We start from the raw sequence: 16,423 nt of genomic DNA, 5'->3' as shown, positions 1-16,423 counted from the left end.
GTCGGCACGACACGCCGGCCAGCCGGCACGCATGACGCGAGCGACGCCGCGCCGCTCACGCGGTCCGCTGCGCGTCGGCGGCCAAAGCGCGCAAGTCCCGCGCGACCGCTTCCATCACCGGCTCCCATGCGCCGAACGTCGGCTGCCGATACAGCGTCGCGGTCGGATACCACGGGCTGTCCGTGCGTTCGAGCAGCCACGGCCAGTGCGGATTCACGTCGAGCAGCACCCACGTGCGCGCGCCGAGCGCGCCCGCCAGGTGGGCGACCGACGTGCACACCGTGATCACCAGATCGAGCGCGCCGACGAACGCGGCCGTATCGTCGAAGCTGCGCAGCTCCGCGGTGAAGTCGTCGATCGCGAAACCGGCCGCGCGCACCGCGGCGACGTCCGCGTCCGCGCCCGGCTGCAGCGAATAGAACGCGACGTCGTCGACGCCGCGAAACGCGTCGGCATAGCGTTCGAGGCCCACGCGGCGGAACGGATTGCGCTGGTGCCCTGCGCTGCCCGTCCAGACGAGCCCGACCTTCAGCCGCCTCTCTCCCGCGAGCCGCGCGCGCCACGCGTCGCGTGCGTCCGGATCGGCATGCAGGTACGGCACCGACGCGCCGAGCGTCGACGTCTCCATCCCGAGCATCAGCGGCAGGCCGATCAGCGGTACTTCGTAGTCGAACGCGGGCAGTTCGTCGACATCGCCGCCCGCGCCGAATACGTCGGCATGTGCGCCGAGGCTGCGCTGCATCAGCGTGCCGACCTGCGGAAACGTGTTCCATGCGAGCCGGCCGCCGTCGCGGTGCACGCGCTCGGCGAGCGGCGCGACGAAGCGCGCGAACTGCAGCACGTCGCCGAGCCCCTGCTCGCCCCACACCAGCAGCGTCTTGCCCGCGAGCGGCTCGCCGTGCCAGCGCGGCCCCGGCAGCGCCGGCCGGCGGCCGCGCAATTCGCCCGCGCCGTCCCAGCGCGCCTCGTGGCCGCGCCAGCCGGCCGCGTAGTTGCCGCGCACGAGCTGGATGATCGCGAGGTTGAAACGGAACGACGCGTCGTCGGGCGCGAGCTCGCACGCACGCGCCGCGTAGCGCTCGGCGTCGTCCCAGCGCTGCGCCTCCTTCATCGCCATCGCGATGTTGTTGAGCGCAAGCGCGTTGTCGGGCGCGATCTCCGCGAGCCGCGCCGCACATACGAGCGCGCCGTCGAGATCGTGCGTCGCGAGCCGTGCGACGACGAGGTTGATCCACGCCTGCACGTCGTGCGGATCGGCTTCGACGGCCGTCTCCAGCAGCGCGATTTCCTCGCCGCGATCGCCGCCCGACAGCCGCAGCGCGATCGCGAGGTTGTTGCGCAGCGACGGCCAGCCCGGATCGAGCGCATGGGCGGCGCGATACGGCGCGATCGCATCGGCATGGCGGCCGAGCATCTGCAGCGCGTAGCCGTGGTTGAAACGGGCATCGGCGCCCGAATGCACGCGCGCCGCGCATTCGGCGAGCGCGAGCGCGTCGGCCGCGCGCTGCCGCGCGACGAGCGTTACCGTGAGCTGCGCGAGCGCGGCCATGTCGACCGCGTGCAGATGGCCGGCCGCGGCGAGCCAGAGTGCGTGCGCATCGTGGTCGCCGCGCGCGCGTGCGTCGGCCGCCTGCCCGAGCAATGCAAGCAGCGGCGGCATCAGCGGAATGAGGAAATCGTTCGAATCGTCCATGCGGTCCGGAGTGGGCAAGCGGTCGCGCGGCAGGCGTCGCGCGCACCGCGATATGCGCATCTTAACGCCCGCGCCGCGCGACGCGGCAAGCGGCTCGACCGGCGCATCGCCGCGCGGCGCCGACGCATGCGACGCGCCCGCCGGCCCCTCGCGCACGGCCATCTCGCAGCCGCGCGCCGACCGTCGAAATGCTTCCGGTGGACCGTTCATCCGCGTTCAGGCCGCATCCGGTCGCCGATCCGGTAAAATTGCACGTTTCAGCACACTAACAAGCCGCGCCGCCGCGCGAGCCGACCCTCCGGGCGTTGCCCGGAGCGCCGCCCGCAACGGAGCGCCAGCGCCACGAAGGCTCTTCATGCTTACGTTTCAGCAAATCATCCTGACGCTGCAGTCCTACTGGGACAAGCAGGGTTGCGCTCTGCTCCAGCCCATCGACATGGAAGTCGGCGCGGGCACGTCGCACGTCCACACGTTCCTGCGCGCGGTCGGCCCCGAGCCGTGGCGCGCCGCGTACGTGCAACCGTCGCGCCGCCCGAAGGACGGCCGCTACGGCGAGAACCCGAACCGCCTGCAGCACTACTACCAGTACCAGGTCGTGCTGAAGCCGGCGCCGGAAAACATCCTCGACCTGTACCTCGGCTCGCTCGAGGCGCTCGGCTTCGACCTGAAGCAGAACGACGTGCGCTTCGTCGAGGACGACTGGGAAAACCCGACGCTCGGCGCGTGGGGCCTCGGCTGGGAGGTGTGGCTGAACGGGATGGAAGTCACGCAGTTCACGTATTTCCAGCAGGTCGGCGGCCTCGACTGCAAGCCGGTGCTCGGCGAGATCACGTACGGCCTCGAGCGCCTCGCGATGTACCTGCAGAAGGTCGAGAACGTGTACGACCTCGTGTGGACCGAGTGGGAGGAGCAAGGCCCGAACGGCCCCGAGCTGCGCCGCCTGTCGTACGGCGACGTGTACCACCAGAACGAGGTCGAGCAGTCGACCTACAACTTCGAGCACGCGAACGTCGACCTGCTGTTCACGTTCTTCAACAGCTACGAAGCGGAAGCGAAGAAGATGATCGACGCGCAGCTTGCGCTGCCCGCGTACGAGCTCGTGCTGAAGGCCGGCCACACGTTCAACCTGCTCGACGCGCGCGGCGCGATCTCGGTCACCGAACGTGCGGCGTACATCGGCCGCATCCGCGCGCTGTCGCGTCTCGTCGCGCAGGCTTACTACGACTCGCGCGAGAAGCTCGGCTTCCCGATGCTCGGCAATCCGCCGGGCGTGCCGGGCCTCACCACCGATGCCCAGGACGCCGCGCAGCCGGCATGGGCGCCGCCGCTGAAGGTCGAACGCAAGATCGATCAGGACTGACGAGACGAGACTTATTCCACACATGACGCACAATCATCCCGCCCCCCTGCTCGTCGAACTGCTGACCGAAGAGCTGCCGCCGAAGGCCCTCGCGCGCCTCGGCGACGCATTCGCCGAAGGTCTCGCGCAACGCCTCGCGGCGCGCGACCTCGTCGACGGCGAACTCGTGTTCGAACGCTATGCGACGCCGCGCCGCCTCGCGGTCGTCGTGCAGAACGTGCGCGCCGTCGCGCCCGAAAAACAGGTCCGCGAAAAGGTCCTGCCCGTATCGGTCGCGCTCGACGCCGAAGGCAAGCCGACCGCGCCGCTCGCGAAGAAGCTCGCGGCGCTCGGCCACCCGGACCTGACGATCGCCGATCTCGAGCGCGCGCAGGACGGCAAGGCCGAAGCGTTCTTCGTCAACTATTCGGCGGCCGGCGCGACGCTCGCCGACGGGTTGCAGGCCGCGCTCGACGAAACGCTCGAGAAGCTGCCGATCCCGAAGGTGATGACCTACCAGCGCCCGGACGGCTCGGACGTGAAGTTCGTGCGCCCGGTGCACCGCCTGACCGTGCTGCACGACGATCGCGTCGTGCCCGTCACCGCGTTCGGCATCGACGCCGGCGATACCACGCTCGGCCACCGCTTCCTGTCCGACGGCCTCGTCGCGATCCAGCATGCGCGCGCGTATGCGGACACGCTGCGCGACAAGGGTCGCGTGATCGCGCACTTCGCCGATCGCCGCGAAACGATCCGCACGCAGCTGAACGAACACGCGAACGGCGACACCGTCGTGATGCCCGAGGCGCTGCTCGACGAAGTGACGTCGCTGGTCGAATGGCCGGTCGTCTATCCGTGCCGCTTCGAGGACGAATTCCTGCAGGTGCCGCAGGAATGCCTGATCCTCACGATGCAGACGAACCAGAAGTATTTCGCGCTGACCGACGTCGCGGGCAAGCTGCGCTCGCGCTTCCTGATCGTGTCGAACATCGACACGAAGACGCCGGACGAGATCGTCGAAGGCAACGAGCGCGTCGTGCGCCCGCGCCTCGCCGACGCGAAATTCTTCTTCGAGCAGGACAAGAAGAAGCCGCTCGCCGACCGCGTGCCGCTGCTCGCGAACGTCGTCTATCACAACAAGCTCGGTTCGGCGCTCGCGCGCGTCGAGCGCCTCGAGGCGCTGGCCGGCGAGATCGCGCCCGCGATCGGCGCCGATGCCGCGCACGCGAAGCGCGCCGCGCGCCTCGCGAAGGCCGACCTGCTGACCGACATGGTCGGCGAGTTCCCGGAACTGCAGGGCACGATGGGCACGTACTACGCGCGCCACGACGGCGAACCGGACGACGTCGCGCTCGCGTGCGCCGAGCACTACCAGCCGCGCTTCTCCGGCGACGCGCTGCCGACCACGCCGGTCTCCACCGCGGTCGCGCTGGCCGACAAGCTCGAGACGATCGTCGGCATCTGGGGCATCGGCCTCGCGCCGACCGGCGAGAAGGATCCGTTCGCGCTGCGCCGTCACGCGCTCGGCGTGCTGCGCCTGCTGCTCGAGAAGCAGCTGCCGCTCGATCTCGTGTCGCTGCTGCGCACGGCTCATGCGCGCTTCGCGGGCGTGCCGGGCGTCGCCGAATCGACCGACGCGATCTTCGCGTTCTTCATGGACCGCCTGCGCGGCCTGTTGCGCGAACGCGGCTACTCGGCCGGCGAAGTCGACGCGGTGCTGAGCCTGAACCCGACGCGTGTCGACGATCTCGTCGCACGCCTCGACGCGGTGCGCGAATTCACGCGCCTCGCGGAAGCCGAAGCGCTCGCGGCCGCGAACAAGCGGATCTCGAACATCCTGAAGAAGTCCGAAGGCGGCACGAACGGCGCGGTGCAGCCGACGCTGCTCGTCGAGGCGGCCGAAAAGGCACTGCACGAACAGCTCGCGGCCGTCACGCCGCACGTGCAGTCGCAGCTCGAGGCGCGTGCGTACACGGGCGCGCTGTCGGCGCTCGCCGCGCTGCGCGCGCCGGTCGACACGTTCTTCAACGACGTGATGGTCAACGCGGAGGATCCCGCGCTGCGGGCGAACCGTCTCGCGCTGCTGGCCGCGCTGCACCAGCAGATGAACTGCGTCGCCGACATCTCGAAGCTTGCCGCATAAAGGCCGGACGATGCCGATCAGCCCCAACCGCAAGCTCGTCGTCCTCGACCGGGACGGCGTGATCAACGTCGATTCGGACGCGTTCATCAAGACGCCCGACGAGTGGATCGCGCTGCCCGGCAGCCTCGAGGCGATCGCGCGGCTCAATCACGCGGGCTACCGCGTGGTCGTCGCGACCAACCAGTCCGGCATCGGCCGCGGGCTGTTCGACATGGCCGCGCTCAACGCGATGCACCTGAAGATGCATCGCGCGGCGGCTGCGGTCGGCGCGCGCATCGACGCGGTGTTCTTCTGCCCGCACGTGTCGGAAGATCACTGCGACTGCCGCAAGCCGAAACCCGGCATGATGCAGATGATCGCCGAGCGCTTCGAGATCGATCCGGCGCACACGCCGGTCGTCGGCGATGCGCTGCGCGACCTGCTGGCCGGCGTCGCGGTCGGCTTCCAGCCGCATCTCGTGCTGACCGGCAAGGGCAAGAAGACGCTCGCCGCGGGCAATCTGCCGGACGGCACGAAGGTGCACGACGACCTGCGCGCATTCGCGCTCGATTTCCTTTCACACGAACACGAGTGATGCAGCCGCCGCGCGCATCCTCCTTACAGCCAGACCCACGCCGATGCGCTTCGTCCGCTCCCTGCTGCTGCTGATCTACTTCATCCTGTACACGGTGCCGTACGCGACCGCGTGCTTCATCGCGTTCCCGTTCATGCGTCCCGACGCGCGCTACTGGATGGCGGCCGGCTGGTGCAAGTCGACGCTGTGGGTCGTGCGCTGGCTGAACGGCATCCGCTACCGGATCGAAGGGATGGAAAACCTGCCCGACGGCCCGGCCGTGCTGCTGTCGAAGCACCAGTCCGCATGGGAGACGCTCGCGTTTCCGGCGCTGATGCCGAAGCCGCTCTGCTACGTGTTCAAGCGCGAGCTGCTGTACGTGCCGTTCTTCGGCTGGGCGCTCGGGATGCTGCACATGGTCAACATCAACCGCAAGGAAGGCAAGAACGCGTTCGTGTCGGTGATCCGCCAGGGCAAGAAGCGCCTGTCGGAAGGCGCATGGATGATCATGTTCCCCGAAGGCACGCGCACGCCGGTCGGCAAGCAAGGCAAGTACAAGACGGGCGGTGCGCGCTTCGCGATCGAAACCGGCACGCCGGTCGTGCCGATCGCGCACAATGCAGGTCATGTGTGGCCGCGCAATTCGTTTACGAAATTCCCGGGCGTCGTCACCGTGTCGATCGGCAAGCCGATTCCGGTCGAAGGCAAGACGCCCGACGTATTGAACTCGCAGGTCGAAGCATGGATCGAAGCGGAAATGCGCCGTATCGATCCCGATGCCTATCGCCAGCCGGGCAATGCCGGCGCGCGCGATGCCGCGCGCGTCTGAATTACCGGATTGCAGCCGTTGCGTACGACGAAACGAAGCGAACAGATGAAAAAGCGTCCGCGGCCACGGCCTGCCGTCGTGGCCCTCGATCATCGCCAGATGGACCTGCCGCTCTTCGACGCGCCGGCAGCAGCCGCGCCGGCATCGCCGGCGCCAGCGGCACCGCCGTCGCCGCCTGAAGCGGCCGCGGCGCCCGCGGTCCCCGCGGCGCCGCTCGATCCGGGCCCCGCGCCCGATCGTTCGCGCATCCGTACGTTCGTCGTCGACAGCCGCGTGCTCGAGTATCGGCTCAAGCGCTCCGCGCGCCGCACGATCGGCTTCACGATCGACGGCAGCGGGCTGGCGATCACCGCGCCGCGCTGGGTCACGCTCGCCGACATCGAAGCGGCGATCGCTGAAAAGCAGCGCTGGATCTTCGCGAAGCTCGCGGAATGGAAGACCCGCACCGAGCAGCGCGCGCTGCCGCAGATCGACTGGCGCGACGGCGCGCAACTCCCGTATCTTGGCAAGACGATCACGATCGCGCTCGGCGCGGGCGCCGTCGCGTTCGACGCCGACGTGCAACGGCTGTCGCTGCCGCTGCCCGCGCAGGCCGACATGCAGCAGATCAAGGATCGCGTGCAGGGCTGGCTGCAGGGCGAAGCGAAGCGGATCTTCGGCGAACGCCTCGTGGTCTACGCGCAAAAGCTCGGCGTCACGTATTCGACGTATGCGCTGTCGTCGGCCGCGACGCGCTGGGGCAGCTGCTCGAGCGACGGCAAGATCCGGCTGAACTGGCGGCTGATCCACTTCCCGATGTCGATCATCGACTACGTCGTCGCGCACGAGCTGTCGCACCTGCGCGAAATGAACCACAGCCCGGCGTTCTGGCAGACCGTCGAATCGATCTTCCCGGAATTCCGCGAAGCGCGGCATACGCTGAAGCACCACCCGCCCGAGTTGCTGCCGTCGCTGTAACGCAATCGGCCGCGCCGGCAAAACGAACGGGCGATGCGGATCACTCCGCATCGCCCGTTTTTTCCGCCCGCACCGCGCATGCCGTGCGCCGCGGGCCGCTCATCCGGCGCTCAGTGCGCCTTTTTCTGGATGAACTCGATCTTGTAGCCGTCCGGATCCTCGACAAACGCGATCACGGTCGTGCCGTGCTTCATCGGGCCCGCTTCGCGCGTGACCTTGCCGCCTTGCGCCTTGATCTTCTCGCAGGCCGCGTACGCGTCGTCGACTTCCAGCGCCAGGTGACCGAAACCGTTGCCGAGATCGTACGACGGCGTATCCCAGTTGTGGGTCAGCTCGATCACGGTGCCCGTGCTTTCCGCTTCATAGCCGACGAACGCGAGCGTGAACTTGCCTTCCGGATAATCCTCGCGGCGCAGCAGCTTCATGCCGAGCAATTCGGTGTAGAACTTGATCGAGCGGTCGAGATCGCCGACTCGCAGCATCGTATGCAGCAAACGCATGTTTTGTACTCCTGTGGGGACTTTCCAGAACCGGAAATTCTACCGGAGTCGCGTGAATCTCGCCGTCGGCGGCCGGCCGGCGGTCTGCCGGCAGCGCGCATCGGCGCGACCCGGCCGGCGCGCGTGCCGGTCGCATTCACCGCCCCGCCGGACGGCCCCCGCGGCGCGTGCCGATTGGGTAACATCCTTCCACTTCGCACCAAAAGCGGGCATGCTGCCCGCCGCCGGAACGCGACCACCGCCCCATTCAGCCACATTGCCTGCCGTGCGAAACCGCCGATTCGAGCGTACCGGACGCGCCGTCCGCGCGCCTCTGCCGATGTTCCTGCCTGCGTTCCTGCCTACGCTTCCGGCTGCGTTCCTGCCTGCTTCCCGCCGCATCGGCGAGGTCCGCCGATGACCGCGCTCGCCGGATCCCCCGTGCGCCGTGCGCTCGACGCGCGCGCCGTCGGCGTGATGCTGCTGCTGTGCGCGATCTGGGGCTTCCAGCAGGTCGCGATCAAGAGCACGAACGCGGCAATCCCGCCGATGTTCCAGGCGGGGCTGCGTTCGGTGATCGCCGCGCTGCTGCTGTGGGGCTGGGCGCGCTCGCGCGGCACGCCGCTGTTCCGCGCGGACGGCACGCTCGGCGCGGGCATCGCGGCCGGTGCACTGTTCGCCGGCGAATTCATCTGCGTGTTCTTCGGGCTGACGCTGACGAGCGCGTCGCACATGGCGATCTTCCTGTACACCGCGCCGTGCTTCACCGCGCTCGGCCTGCACCTGTTCGCGCCGGGCGAGCGGCTGCAGCGCGTGCAGTGGGCCGGCGTCGCGCTCGCGTTCGCCGGCATCGCGCTCGCGTTCGCGGACGGCTTCCTGAAGCCGCGTGCGCCCGGTGCATCGATCCTGGCCGGGCTGGCCGGCGACGCGCTCGGGATCCTCGGCGGCGCGATGTGGGCCGCGACGACGGTCGTCGTGCGCTCGACGTCGCTCGCACGCGCGAGTGCGAGCAAGACGCTGTTCTATCAGCTCGCGGTGTCGGCCGCCGTGCTGGTCGCGCTTGCGGCGCTGCTCGGCCAGATGTCGTTCGCGCGCGTCACGCCGATCGCGCTTGCGAGCCTCGCGTACCAGTCGGTGATCGTCGCGTTCGTCAGCTATCTGTCGTGGTTCTGGCTGCTGACGCGCTACAGCGCATCGCGGCTGTCCGTGTTCACGTTCCTGTCGCCGCTGTTCGGCGTCGCGTTCGGCGTGCTGCTGCTCGGCGAATCGGTCGGCTGGCGCTTCATGTCGGCGGCCGCGCTGGTGCTGCTCGGGATCGCACTCGTCAACGCGCCGCCGCGGCAGCGCGCGTAACGTCGGCCGGGCGCGCGCCGGGATCGGCACAACCGACGAAAGCGCCGCAACCGGTTCGCGAAAACAAAAAGGCTGCCCGCGATAGGGCAGCCTCGTGAGCTCGAGCCGGCGCCCGCGTTGCCGCTATTGCGCGGCCTTGCGCACCTTCGCCAGCGCCTGCGCGACGCCGACATATTCGGCCACGCTCACATCCTCCGCGCGCCGCGCGAGATCGAAGCCGAGCCCGTCGAAATCGATCGTCTCGCGATAATCGCCGAGCGTATTGCGCAGCATCTTGCGGCGCTGCGAGAACGCGGCCGTGACGACTTCGCCGAGCAGCACGGGATCGACATCGGGCAGTTCGTGCGGCTCGTACGGGATCATCCGGACGATCGCCGAATCGACCTTCGGCGGCGGCTGGAACGATTCCGGCGGCACGTCGAGCATCTTGTCCATCACGTAGCGGTACTGCAGCATCACCGACAGCCGCGAGAACGCCTTCGTGCCCGGCTCCGCGACCATCCGCTCGACGACTTCGTTCTGCAGCATGAAATGCTGGTCGATCACCACACCCGCGAACGTCATCAGGTGAAACAGCAGCGGGCTCGAGATGTTGTACGGCAGGTTGCCGACGATGCGCAGCGACGGCTTGTCGCCGGGCGCGGCGAGCGAGCCGAAGTCGAACGCGAGCGCGTCGCCGGCATGCAGCTCGAGCAGCGCGCCGAAGCGCTGCTGCAGGCGCCCGATCAGGTCGCGGTCGAGCTCGACCGCATGCAGCGGCGACTCCGGTGTCGCGAGACGCGCGATCAGCGGCTCGGTCAGCGCGCCGAGGCCGGGGCCGATCTCGACCATCCGCTGGCCGCGCGCGGGGCCGATCGTCGCGACGATCGAGTCGATCACGCCGTGATCGACGAGGAAGTTCTGCCCGAAGCGCTTGCGCGCAAAGTGGCCTTGGTGCTGTCTGCTGTTCGACATCGACTGAGAAAAACGAAAAAAGCGACGAATAAGGTCAGGCCTGCGCCTGCGTGCGTCAGGACGCGCGGCGATGGTGCGCCATCGTGACGGCCGTGTCGAGCGCGGCGACCATGCTGCCCGGATCCGCGCGGCCGCTGCCGGCCAGATCGAGCGCGGTGCCGTGATCGACCGACGTGCGGATGATCGGCAGCCCGAGCGTGACGTTGATGCCCTCGCCGAAGGTCGCATACTTCAGCACGGGCAGGCCCTGATCGTGGAACATCGCGAGCACGCAATCGGCGCCCTCGAGATAGCGCGGCTGGAACAGCGTGTCGGCCGGATACGGGCCGCGCGCGTCGATGCCCTGCGCTTGCGCGCGTGCAAGCGCCGGCGCGATCACGTCGATCTCCTCGCGCCCGAGATAGCCGTTCTCGCCCGCGTGCGGGTTCAGCCCCGTCACGAGGATGCGCGGCGCCGCGAGACCGAAGTCGCGCCGCAGGTCGCGGTCGACGATCGCGAGCGTGTCGACGAGCCCGTCGATCGTCAGCGCGGCCGATACGTCCTTCAGCGGCAGGTGCGTGGTCGCGAGCGCGACGCGCAGCGGCCGTTCGCCGGTGCCCGCCAGCATCATCACGACGCGCGGCGTGTGCGTGCGCTCGGCCAGGTATTCGGTATGGCCGGTAAACGGCACGCCGGCATCGTTGATCGTGCTCTTCTGCAGCGGTGCGGTGACGATCGCGTCGAACCGGCCGGCCACCGCGCCGTCGATCGCCGCATCGAGCAGCCCGAGCACGTAGCGGCCGTTGGCCGCGTCGAGCTTGCCAGCCTGCGCGGGCACGGCAAGCGGATGATGCTCGACCGACACCGGGCCGCCGCCCGCAAGTACTGCGCGGTCGGCGCCGACGGCGGCCGCGCGCGCGTCGATCAGCGCGGCGTCGCCGAGCACGGTGAAATGCGCGCCCGGCCAGCGCCGCGCCGCATCCTGCAACGCCTGCACGGTCAGCTCCGGGCCGACCCCCGCGGGTTCGCCGGTCGTGATCGCGATCTGCAGCGCGGGTGCCGTCATGTGAAGCTCGCTCAGTTCGCCGGGCCGACGCCGCCGATCTTGTACTGCACGTACGACGAGTCGCGCAGCTCGCGCAACCAGTCGGCATACGCCTGCTCGGCCTTGCGCTGGCCGATCGCCTGGCGCGCGATATCCATCTGCTGCTGCACCGAGCCTTCCGCTTCGCGGCGCTCGAGCACCTGGATCAGATGGTAGCCGTACTCGGTACGAATCGGCTGGCTGATCTGGCCGTCCTGCAGGTTGTTCATCGCCCGCTCGAATTCCGGCACGGTCTCGCCCGGGCTGATCCAGCCGAGATCGCCGCCCTGCGACGCCGAACCGTCCTGCGAGTAGGTGCGCGCGAACTTCGCGAAGTCGCCGCCCGCCTCGACCTGCCGGCGGATGTCCTGCAGCTGCTGGCGCGCCTGCCCTTCGGACTTGCCTTCGCCGACGCGCAGCAGGATGTGGCGCACGTGCGTCTGGACGATCTTCGGTGCCGCGGCGGTCGCGCCCTGGCTCTGGCGGCGGTCGACGAGACGCACGATCTCGAAGCCGTCCGGCACGCGGATCAGCGTCGGATTGACCTGGCCCGGACGCAGCTTCGAGGCGGCTTCGACGACGTCGGCCGGCAGCGCGCCCGGCGCCTTGAAGCCGAGGTCGCCACCCTTCTTCGCGTCGTTCGCTTCCGAATTGTTCTTCGCGAGCTTCTCGAAATCGGCGCCCGACGTGGCCTGCTGCAGCAGCGCTTCGGCCTTCTTCTGCGCGGCTTCGATCTCGGCCTGCGGCGCGTTGGTCGGCGCCTTGATGAAGATGTGCTGGAAGCGCAGGTCCTGCTGCTGCGACGCGCTCGGCCCGCGCTGGCTCGCAATGTAGTTCGCGACCTCGGCGTCCGACACGGTGATCTTGCCGTCGACCTCGCGCTCGCGCAGCTTCGACAGCATCAGCTCGGTGCGCGCGTCGCTCGTGAACACGCTCCAGGGCACGCCTTGCGCGACGATGCGCGCGCGATACTGGTCGAGCGTCATCCCGTTCGCCTGCGCGAGGCGCTGCAGCGTGGCCTGCACGGTCGCGTCGTCGACGCGGATCCCGTCGTCCTTCGCCTTCTGCACCTGGATGCGTTCGAGCACCATCTGGTTCAGCACCTGCGCGCGCAGCTGGTCGACGGGCGGCACGGGGGCGTTCTGCTGCTGCAGCCGGCGCGAGATCAGGCCGACGCGCTGGTCGAGTTCGCGGCCGGTGATCACGTCGTTGTTGACGACCGCGACGACTTCGTCGGCGAGCTGCGCGCCTTGCGAACCGAGCGCCTGCGCCGCGGCCGGCGCAGCGGCGAGCAGCGCGGCGGACGCGGCGAGGCTGGACACGACTGCCGCGAAACGAAGGGTTTTCTTCATTGCCACTGATACTCCATTGAAATCGTGCTGACCGGTGCAGACAAAGCCGGCGTTACTCGTAGTTGCTGAAGCGGGACATCGGCGGCGGCGCGGACGGCAGCGGCGTATAGCCCGGCACCCCGGCGCGGAATGCGGCGACGAGACCGTTGTCGACGCTCGACAGCCCCTTCAGCGTCAGCTGCATCATGAAGCGCGTCGACGAATTCTGCTGCCCCGACGTGTTCACGCCGTTCGCGTACCGCTGGACCCCGACCCCGAGCGCCCAGCAATCCGCGTCGTATTGTAAGCCGAGCAGACCGTCGACGATCCGGTCGGCGGCCAGGTCGTAGTTGAAGCGGCCGATCGCATACAGGCGGCGCGTGAGCGGCCACTGCGCGGACACCAGGAACTGGTTGATCGGCTGGTTGTCGAGCGTCGTGTTCGCACGCGTGTAGCGGTAGCCGACGTTGATCACGCGGCGCTCGCCCGGGCTGAACCCGAAACCGATGCTCGACTTCACGAGCTGGTTGTTGTTCTGGTTGTACTGGAACGCCGTCTCGGACATGAAGCCGGAGCCGAGCTTCAGCGCGGCGCCGACGATCAGGTCGGAGTGGCGCGCCTGCACCGCGCTCTGCCCCGAGTTCAGCGTCACGCGCTGGTTGGCGAAATAGTACTGCTGCGCGACCACGAAGCGCGCGCGCTCGTCGCCGGTGCGCGGATCGATGAAGCGCGACGTCAGGCCGGCCGTGATCCGGTTCGCGTCCGCGATCCGGTCGTTGCCGACGAACGTGTTCGGCTGGTAGATCTCCGCGAGCCCGAAGTCCGATTCCGCGGTGTCGAACAGCGGCGCGTTCGACTGGTCGCGATACGGCGTGTACACGTAGTACAGGCGCGGCTCGAGGGTCTGGATGAAGTCCTGGCCGAACAGGCGCACCGAGCGGTCGAAGATCAGGCCCGAGTCGAAGCTCACGGTCGGGATCGACTCGGTGAAGCGCTTCGGGCTGTTCGGCGTGGTCGACGACAGGTAGTTCAGGTCGTACGACGCGAAGTGGTACTGGACCTTCGGCACGACGAAGTAGCCGGGGCCGTACACGCCGTATGCGATGTACGGGTTGAAGACGATCCGGTCGCCTTCGGTCGCATCGGCGGTGGTGATGCGGAACCGCGAATAGTCGGCTTCCGCGCCGAAGTCGAAGCCGCCGACGTTGTACTTCGTGTACTTCACGTTCAGCTGCGGCTCGCGGCTGTACGGCGCGATCGACGGCGGCAGCGTCTGCCAGTGCTGGTAGCGCGCGAGCACCGACCACGGGCCCTTGTTGTACGTGAGGCCGGCTTCCTGCTGGTACAGCGTCTGCGTCCCGTTGATGAACTGGTTCATCGACCCAAGATCTTCGGGATACGTGTTGTCCGAGACCTTGTTGTAATAGACGTAGCCGCCGAAACCGCCGCCGAAGTTCTGCTGGTGCTGCCAGTAGACCGCGTAGCGATCGCGGTGCGCGAGCCGGTCGCTCGGCAGGTAATTGGCCGTAAACGTGCCCGAATACGACGGCGACAGGTAGCGGAACGTCGCCTCCGTCTGCACGCCGCGCCGCGAGATGATGCGCGGCGTGATCGTCAGGTCGCGGTTCGGCGCGATGTTGAAGTAATACGGCAGCGACAGCTCGAACCCGTTGTTCGAGTTCATCGAGAACGTCGGCGGCAGCAGGCCGCTGCGGCGCTCGCCCGACAGCGGGAACGTCATCCACGGGCTCGCGAAGATCGGCACGCCCTGGAAGAACAGCACGCCGTTGCGCGCGGTGCCTTCGTCGGCGCCCGTATCGAAGTCGAAGCGGCTGCCCTTGATGTACCACGCGGGGTTCGTCGAGCACTGGCACGCGGTGTAGGTGCCGTTGACGAACACCGAGCGCTCGCTGTCGAGCAGGTCGACGCGCTCCGCGCTGCCGGACCCGCCCGTCACGTTGAAGTGGTACTTCGGCGCCGTCATGAAGCCCTGGTTCGCCTCGACCTTCAGATGCGCCTCGGGGCCCGCGAACGACGTGCCGCCGTTGATCACCCTGACCTGGCCGTACGCGTCGGCCATGTCGGTATCCTGATCGTAGTGGATCGCGTCGGCCTTCACGACCGCGTCGCCGCGGCGCAGTTCGGCCGAGCCCTTCGCGGCCAGGTCCTGCTCGGCCGTGCCGCTCGTATGGTCGGCGATCACGAAGGCGGCCGGCTTCGCGCCGTCCTTCAGCGGATGATCCTCGAGCTGCGGGGCGAGGCGCAGGTCCCACGGCGAGTCGAGCGGCTGCGGCTGCGCGGCCGCGCCCGACAGCTGCGCGTGCGACACGGCCGGCACGAGGCCGGGCACGGCCAGGAGCGCGAGCGCGAGCCGCCGTTTGCGCGGCACCCCGTCAGCGGGGAAGACATTCGGGAATAGCGGTTTGGGCGGCATCTATCGTTTGGCGAATCGCCCCTTGTCAACCGCACCTGCACGGCACATCCGCGTGCGGCGGGCCGCACCGTCGAACCGCGACTGCGGCTCTGCGCAAACCGGGGAGGCGATCGGGCGGACCGCGCGACAGGCCACGGGCCTGCACGGCGGAAGCTGACGCGGGGCGCGTCAAAAAAGTCGTGGGGTATTATATGGCAAGACGTTCCCCCCTCCGCCGAGTTTCATGACGCCCCCATCCGCCGCATCCCAGCCCGACGCCCGCCTCGAAGCGCTCACCGCGTGGCTGCGCCCGCTCGCCGAGCGCTACGCCCTCGACCTGTCGACCCTCGCGCCCGCGTCGTCGGACGCCAGTTTCCGCCGCTATTTCCGTGTCGCGTCGGCCACGAGCCCCGGCGGCTCGCTGGTCGCGGTCGATGCGCCGCCGCCCGAGAAGTGCCGCGAATTCGTGCAGGTCGCGCAGCTGCTCGCCGCGGCCGGCGACCACGTACCGGACGTGCTGGCGCACGATTTCGACGCGGGCTTCATGCTCGTGACGGACCTCGGCCGCACGTCGTACATCTCGGTGCTCGACCCGGCCGATCCGGTCGCCGCCCGCCCGCTGATGCGCGCCGCGCTCGACGCGCTGATCCGCTTCCAGCTGAGCTCGAAGCCCGACGTGCTGCCGCCGTTCGACGAGGCGTTCCTGCGCCGCGAAATGGAGCTGCTGCCCGAATGGTTCATCGGCCGGCACCTCGGCAAGCCCGTCACCGACGCGATGCGCGGCACGCTCGACCGCACGTTCGCGCTGCTGGTCGCAAGCGCGCACGCACAGCCGCAGGGCTTCATGCTGCGCGATTTCATGCCGCGCAACCTGATGGTGTGCGAGCCGAACCCGGGCGTGCTCGATTTTCAGGACGCGGTGTACGGGCCGCTGACGTACGACGTCGTGTCGCTGCTGCGTGACGCGTTCATCAGCTGGGACGAGGAGTTCGAGCTCGACTGCTTCGCGTACTACTGGGAAAAGGCGAAGAAGGCCGGCCTGCCGGTCGAGCCGGATTTCGGCGAGTTCTACCGGCAGCTCGAATGGATGGGGCTGCAGCGTCACATCAAGATCCTCGGCCTGTTCGCGCGCATCAACTATCGCGACGGCAAGCCGCATTACCTCGCCGACCTGCCGCGCTTCCTCGCGTATGCGCGCAAGGTCGCGCTGCGCTACCGCCCGCTCGTGCCGTTCGCGAAGCTGCTCGACGAGCTCGAGGGCAAGGGCGCGGCCGACGTCGGCTATACGTTCTGACCGCCTTCACCTTCAGCCGAAC

13 protein-coding genes are annotated in these 16,423 nt (G+C 68.7%); 7 read left to right on the top strand and 6 right to left on the bottom strand.

Features of this window, described 5'->3' with window-relative positions:
* Positions 1 to 55: 55 nt before the first annotated feature.
* On the bottom strand, positions 56 to 1,693 hold the full coding sequence (locus Q3A80_RS26005) for a tetratricopeptide repeat protein (RefSeq protein ID WP_446331679.1): 1,638 nt from the start codon (positions 1,691 to 1,693) through the stop codon (positions 56 to 58).
* 355 nt (positions 1,694 to 2,048) lie between these two features.
* Here Q3A80_RS26005 and glyQ point away from each other — a divergent pair, with 355 nt between their 5' ends.
* From glyQ to Q3A80_RS25980, 5 genes are read left to right on the top strand one after another with little or no spacing between them, the layout of a single operon-like run.
* Complete coding sequence (gene glyQ, locus Q3A80_RS26000) at positions 2,049 to 3,053, top strand: glycine--tRNA ligase subunit alpha (protein ID WP_080294533.1); 1,005 nt, start codon at positions 2,049 to 2,051, stop codon at positions 3,051 to 3,053.
* A 22-nt stretch (positions 3,054 to 3,075) separates the two neighbouring features.
* Positions 3,076 to 5,175, top strand: a complete 2,100-nt coding sequence (gene glyS, locus Q3A80_RS25995) for a glycine--tRNA ligase subunit beta (protein ID WP_446331678.1) — start codon at positions 3,076 to 3,078, stop codon at positions 5,173 to 5,175.
* A 10-nt stretch (positions 5,176 to 5,185) separates the two neighbouring features.
* Entirely contained in the window at positions 5,186 to 5,749 is a 564-nt protein-coding gene (gene gmhB / locus Q3A80_RS25990) for a D-glycero-beta-D-manno-heptose 1,7-bisphosphate 7-phosphatase (protein WP_446331677.1), read from the top strand.
* Between the two features lie 43 nt (positions 5,750 to 5,792).
* Complete coding sequence (locus Q3A80_RS25985) at positions 5,793 to 6,557, top strand: lysophospholipid acyltransferase family protein (protein WP_446331676.1); 765 nt, start codon at positions 5,793 to 5,795, stop codon at positions 6,555 to 6,557.
* A 45-nt stretch (positions 6,558 to 6,602) separates the two neighbouring features.
* Positions 6,603 to 7,514, top strand: coding sequence for a M48 family metallopeptidase (locus Q3A80_RS25980; protein WP_446331675.1), 912 nt, complete (start codon positions 6,603 to 6,605; stop codon positions 7,512 to 7,514).
* A gap of 110 nt (positions 7,515 to 7,624) precedes the next feature.
* On the opposite strand, the gene gloA is transcribed toward Q3A80_RS25980, so the two are convergent.
* Complete coding sequence (gene gloA, locus Q3A80_RS25975; protein WP_446331674.1) at positions 7,625 to 8,014, bottom strand: lactoylglutathione lyase; 390 nt, start codon at positions 8,012 to 8,014, stop codon at positions 7,625 to 7,627.
* A gap of 396 nt (positions 8,015 to 8,410) precedes the next feature.
* Here gloA and Q3A80_RS25970 point away from each other — a divergent pair, with 396 nt between their 5' ends.
* Positions 8,411 to 9,346, top strand: a complete 936-nt coding sequence (locus Q3A80_RS25970) for a DMT family transporter (protein ID WP_446331673.1) — start codon at positions 8,411 to 8,413, stop codon at positions 9,344 to 9,346.
* Positions 9,347 to 9,469: 123 nt separating this feature from the next.
* Here the strand turns inward: Q3A80_RS25970 and rsmA are convergent, their stop codons facing one another.
* Genes rsmA through Q3A80_RS25950 form a run of 4 tightly spaced genes read right to left on the bottom strand, consistent with a single transcriptional unit; the run spans position 9,470 to position 15,128 of the window.
* Entirely contained in the window at positions 9,470 to 10,300 is an 831-nt protein-coding gene (gene rsmA, locus Q3A80_RS25965; RefSeq protein ID WP_446331672.1) for a 16S rRNA (adenine(1518)-N(6)/adenine(1519)-N(6))-dimethyltransferase RsmA, read from the bottom strand.
* 55 nt (positions 10,301 to 10,355) lie between these two features.
* Positions 10,356 to 11,345: a 4-hydroxythreonine-4-phosphate dehydrogenase PdxA gene (gene pdxA / locus Q3A80_RS25960; protein WP_446331671.1), complete on the bottom strand. Its 990-nt coding sequence runs from the start codon at positions 11,343 to 11,345 to the stop codon at positions 10,356 to 10,358.
* An 11-nt stretch (positions 11,346 to 11,356) separates the two neighbouring features.
* Positions 11,357 to 12,715 carry a peptidylprolyl isomerase gene (locus tag Q3A80_RS25955; RefSeq protein WP_446331670.1) on the bottom strand — a complete coding sequence of 453 codons (1,359 nt, stop codon included), beginning with the start codon at positions 12,713 to 12,715 and terminating at the stop codon, positions 11,357 to 11,359.
* Between the two features lie 52 nt (positions 12,716 to 12,767).
* Positions 12,768 to 15,128, bottom strand: a complete 2,361-nt coding sequence (locus Q3A80_RS25950; RefSeq protein ID WP_446331669.1) for an LPS-assembly protein LptD — start codon at positions 15,126 to 15,128, stop codon at positions 12,768 to 12,770.
* Between the two features lie 223 nt (positions 15,129 to 15,351).
* Between Q3A80_RS25950 and Q3A80_RS25945 the strand changes: the two genes are divergently transcribed.
* Positions 15,352 to 16,401 carry an aminoglycoside phosphotransferase family protein gene (locus Q3A80_RS25945; RefSeq protein ID WP_446331668.1) on the top strand — a complete coding sequence of 350 codons (1,050 nt, stop codon included), beginning with the start codon at positions 15,352 to 15,354 and terminating at the stop codon, positions 16,399 to 16,401.
* The last annotated feature ends 22 nt before the right edge of the window (positions 16,402 to 16,423 follow it).

Source organism: Burkholderia sp. SR8 (genome assembly GCF_052851275.1).
Note: the sequence above shows the minus strand (reverse complement) of the source record. Positions and strands in the feature narration are given on the sequence as shown.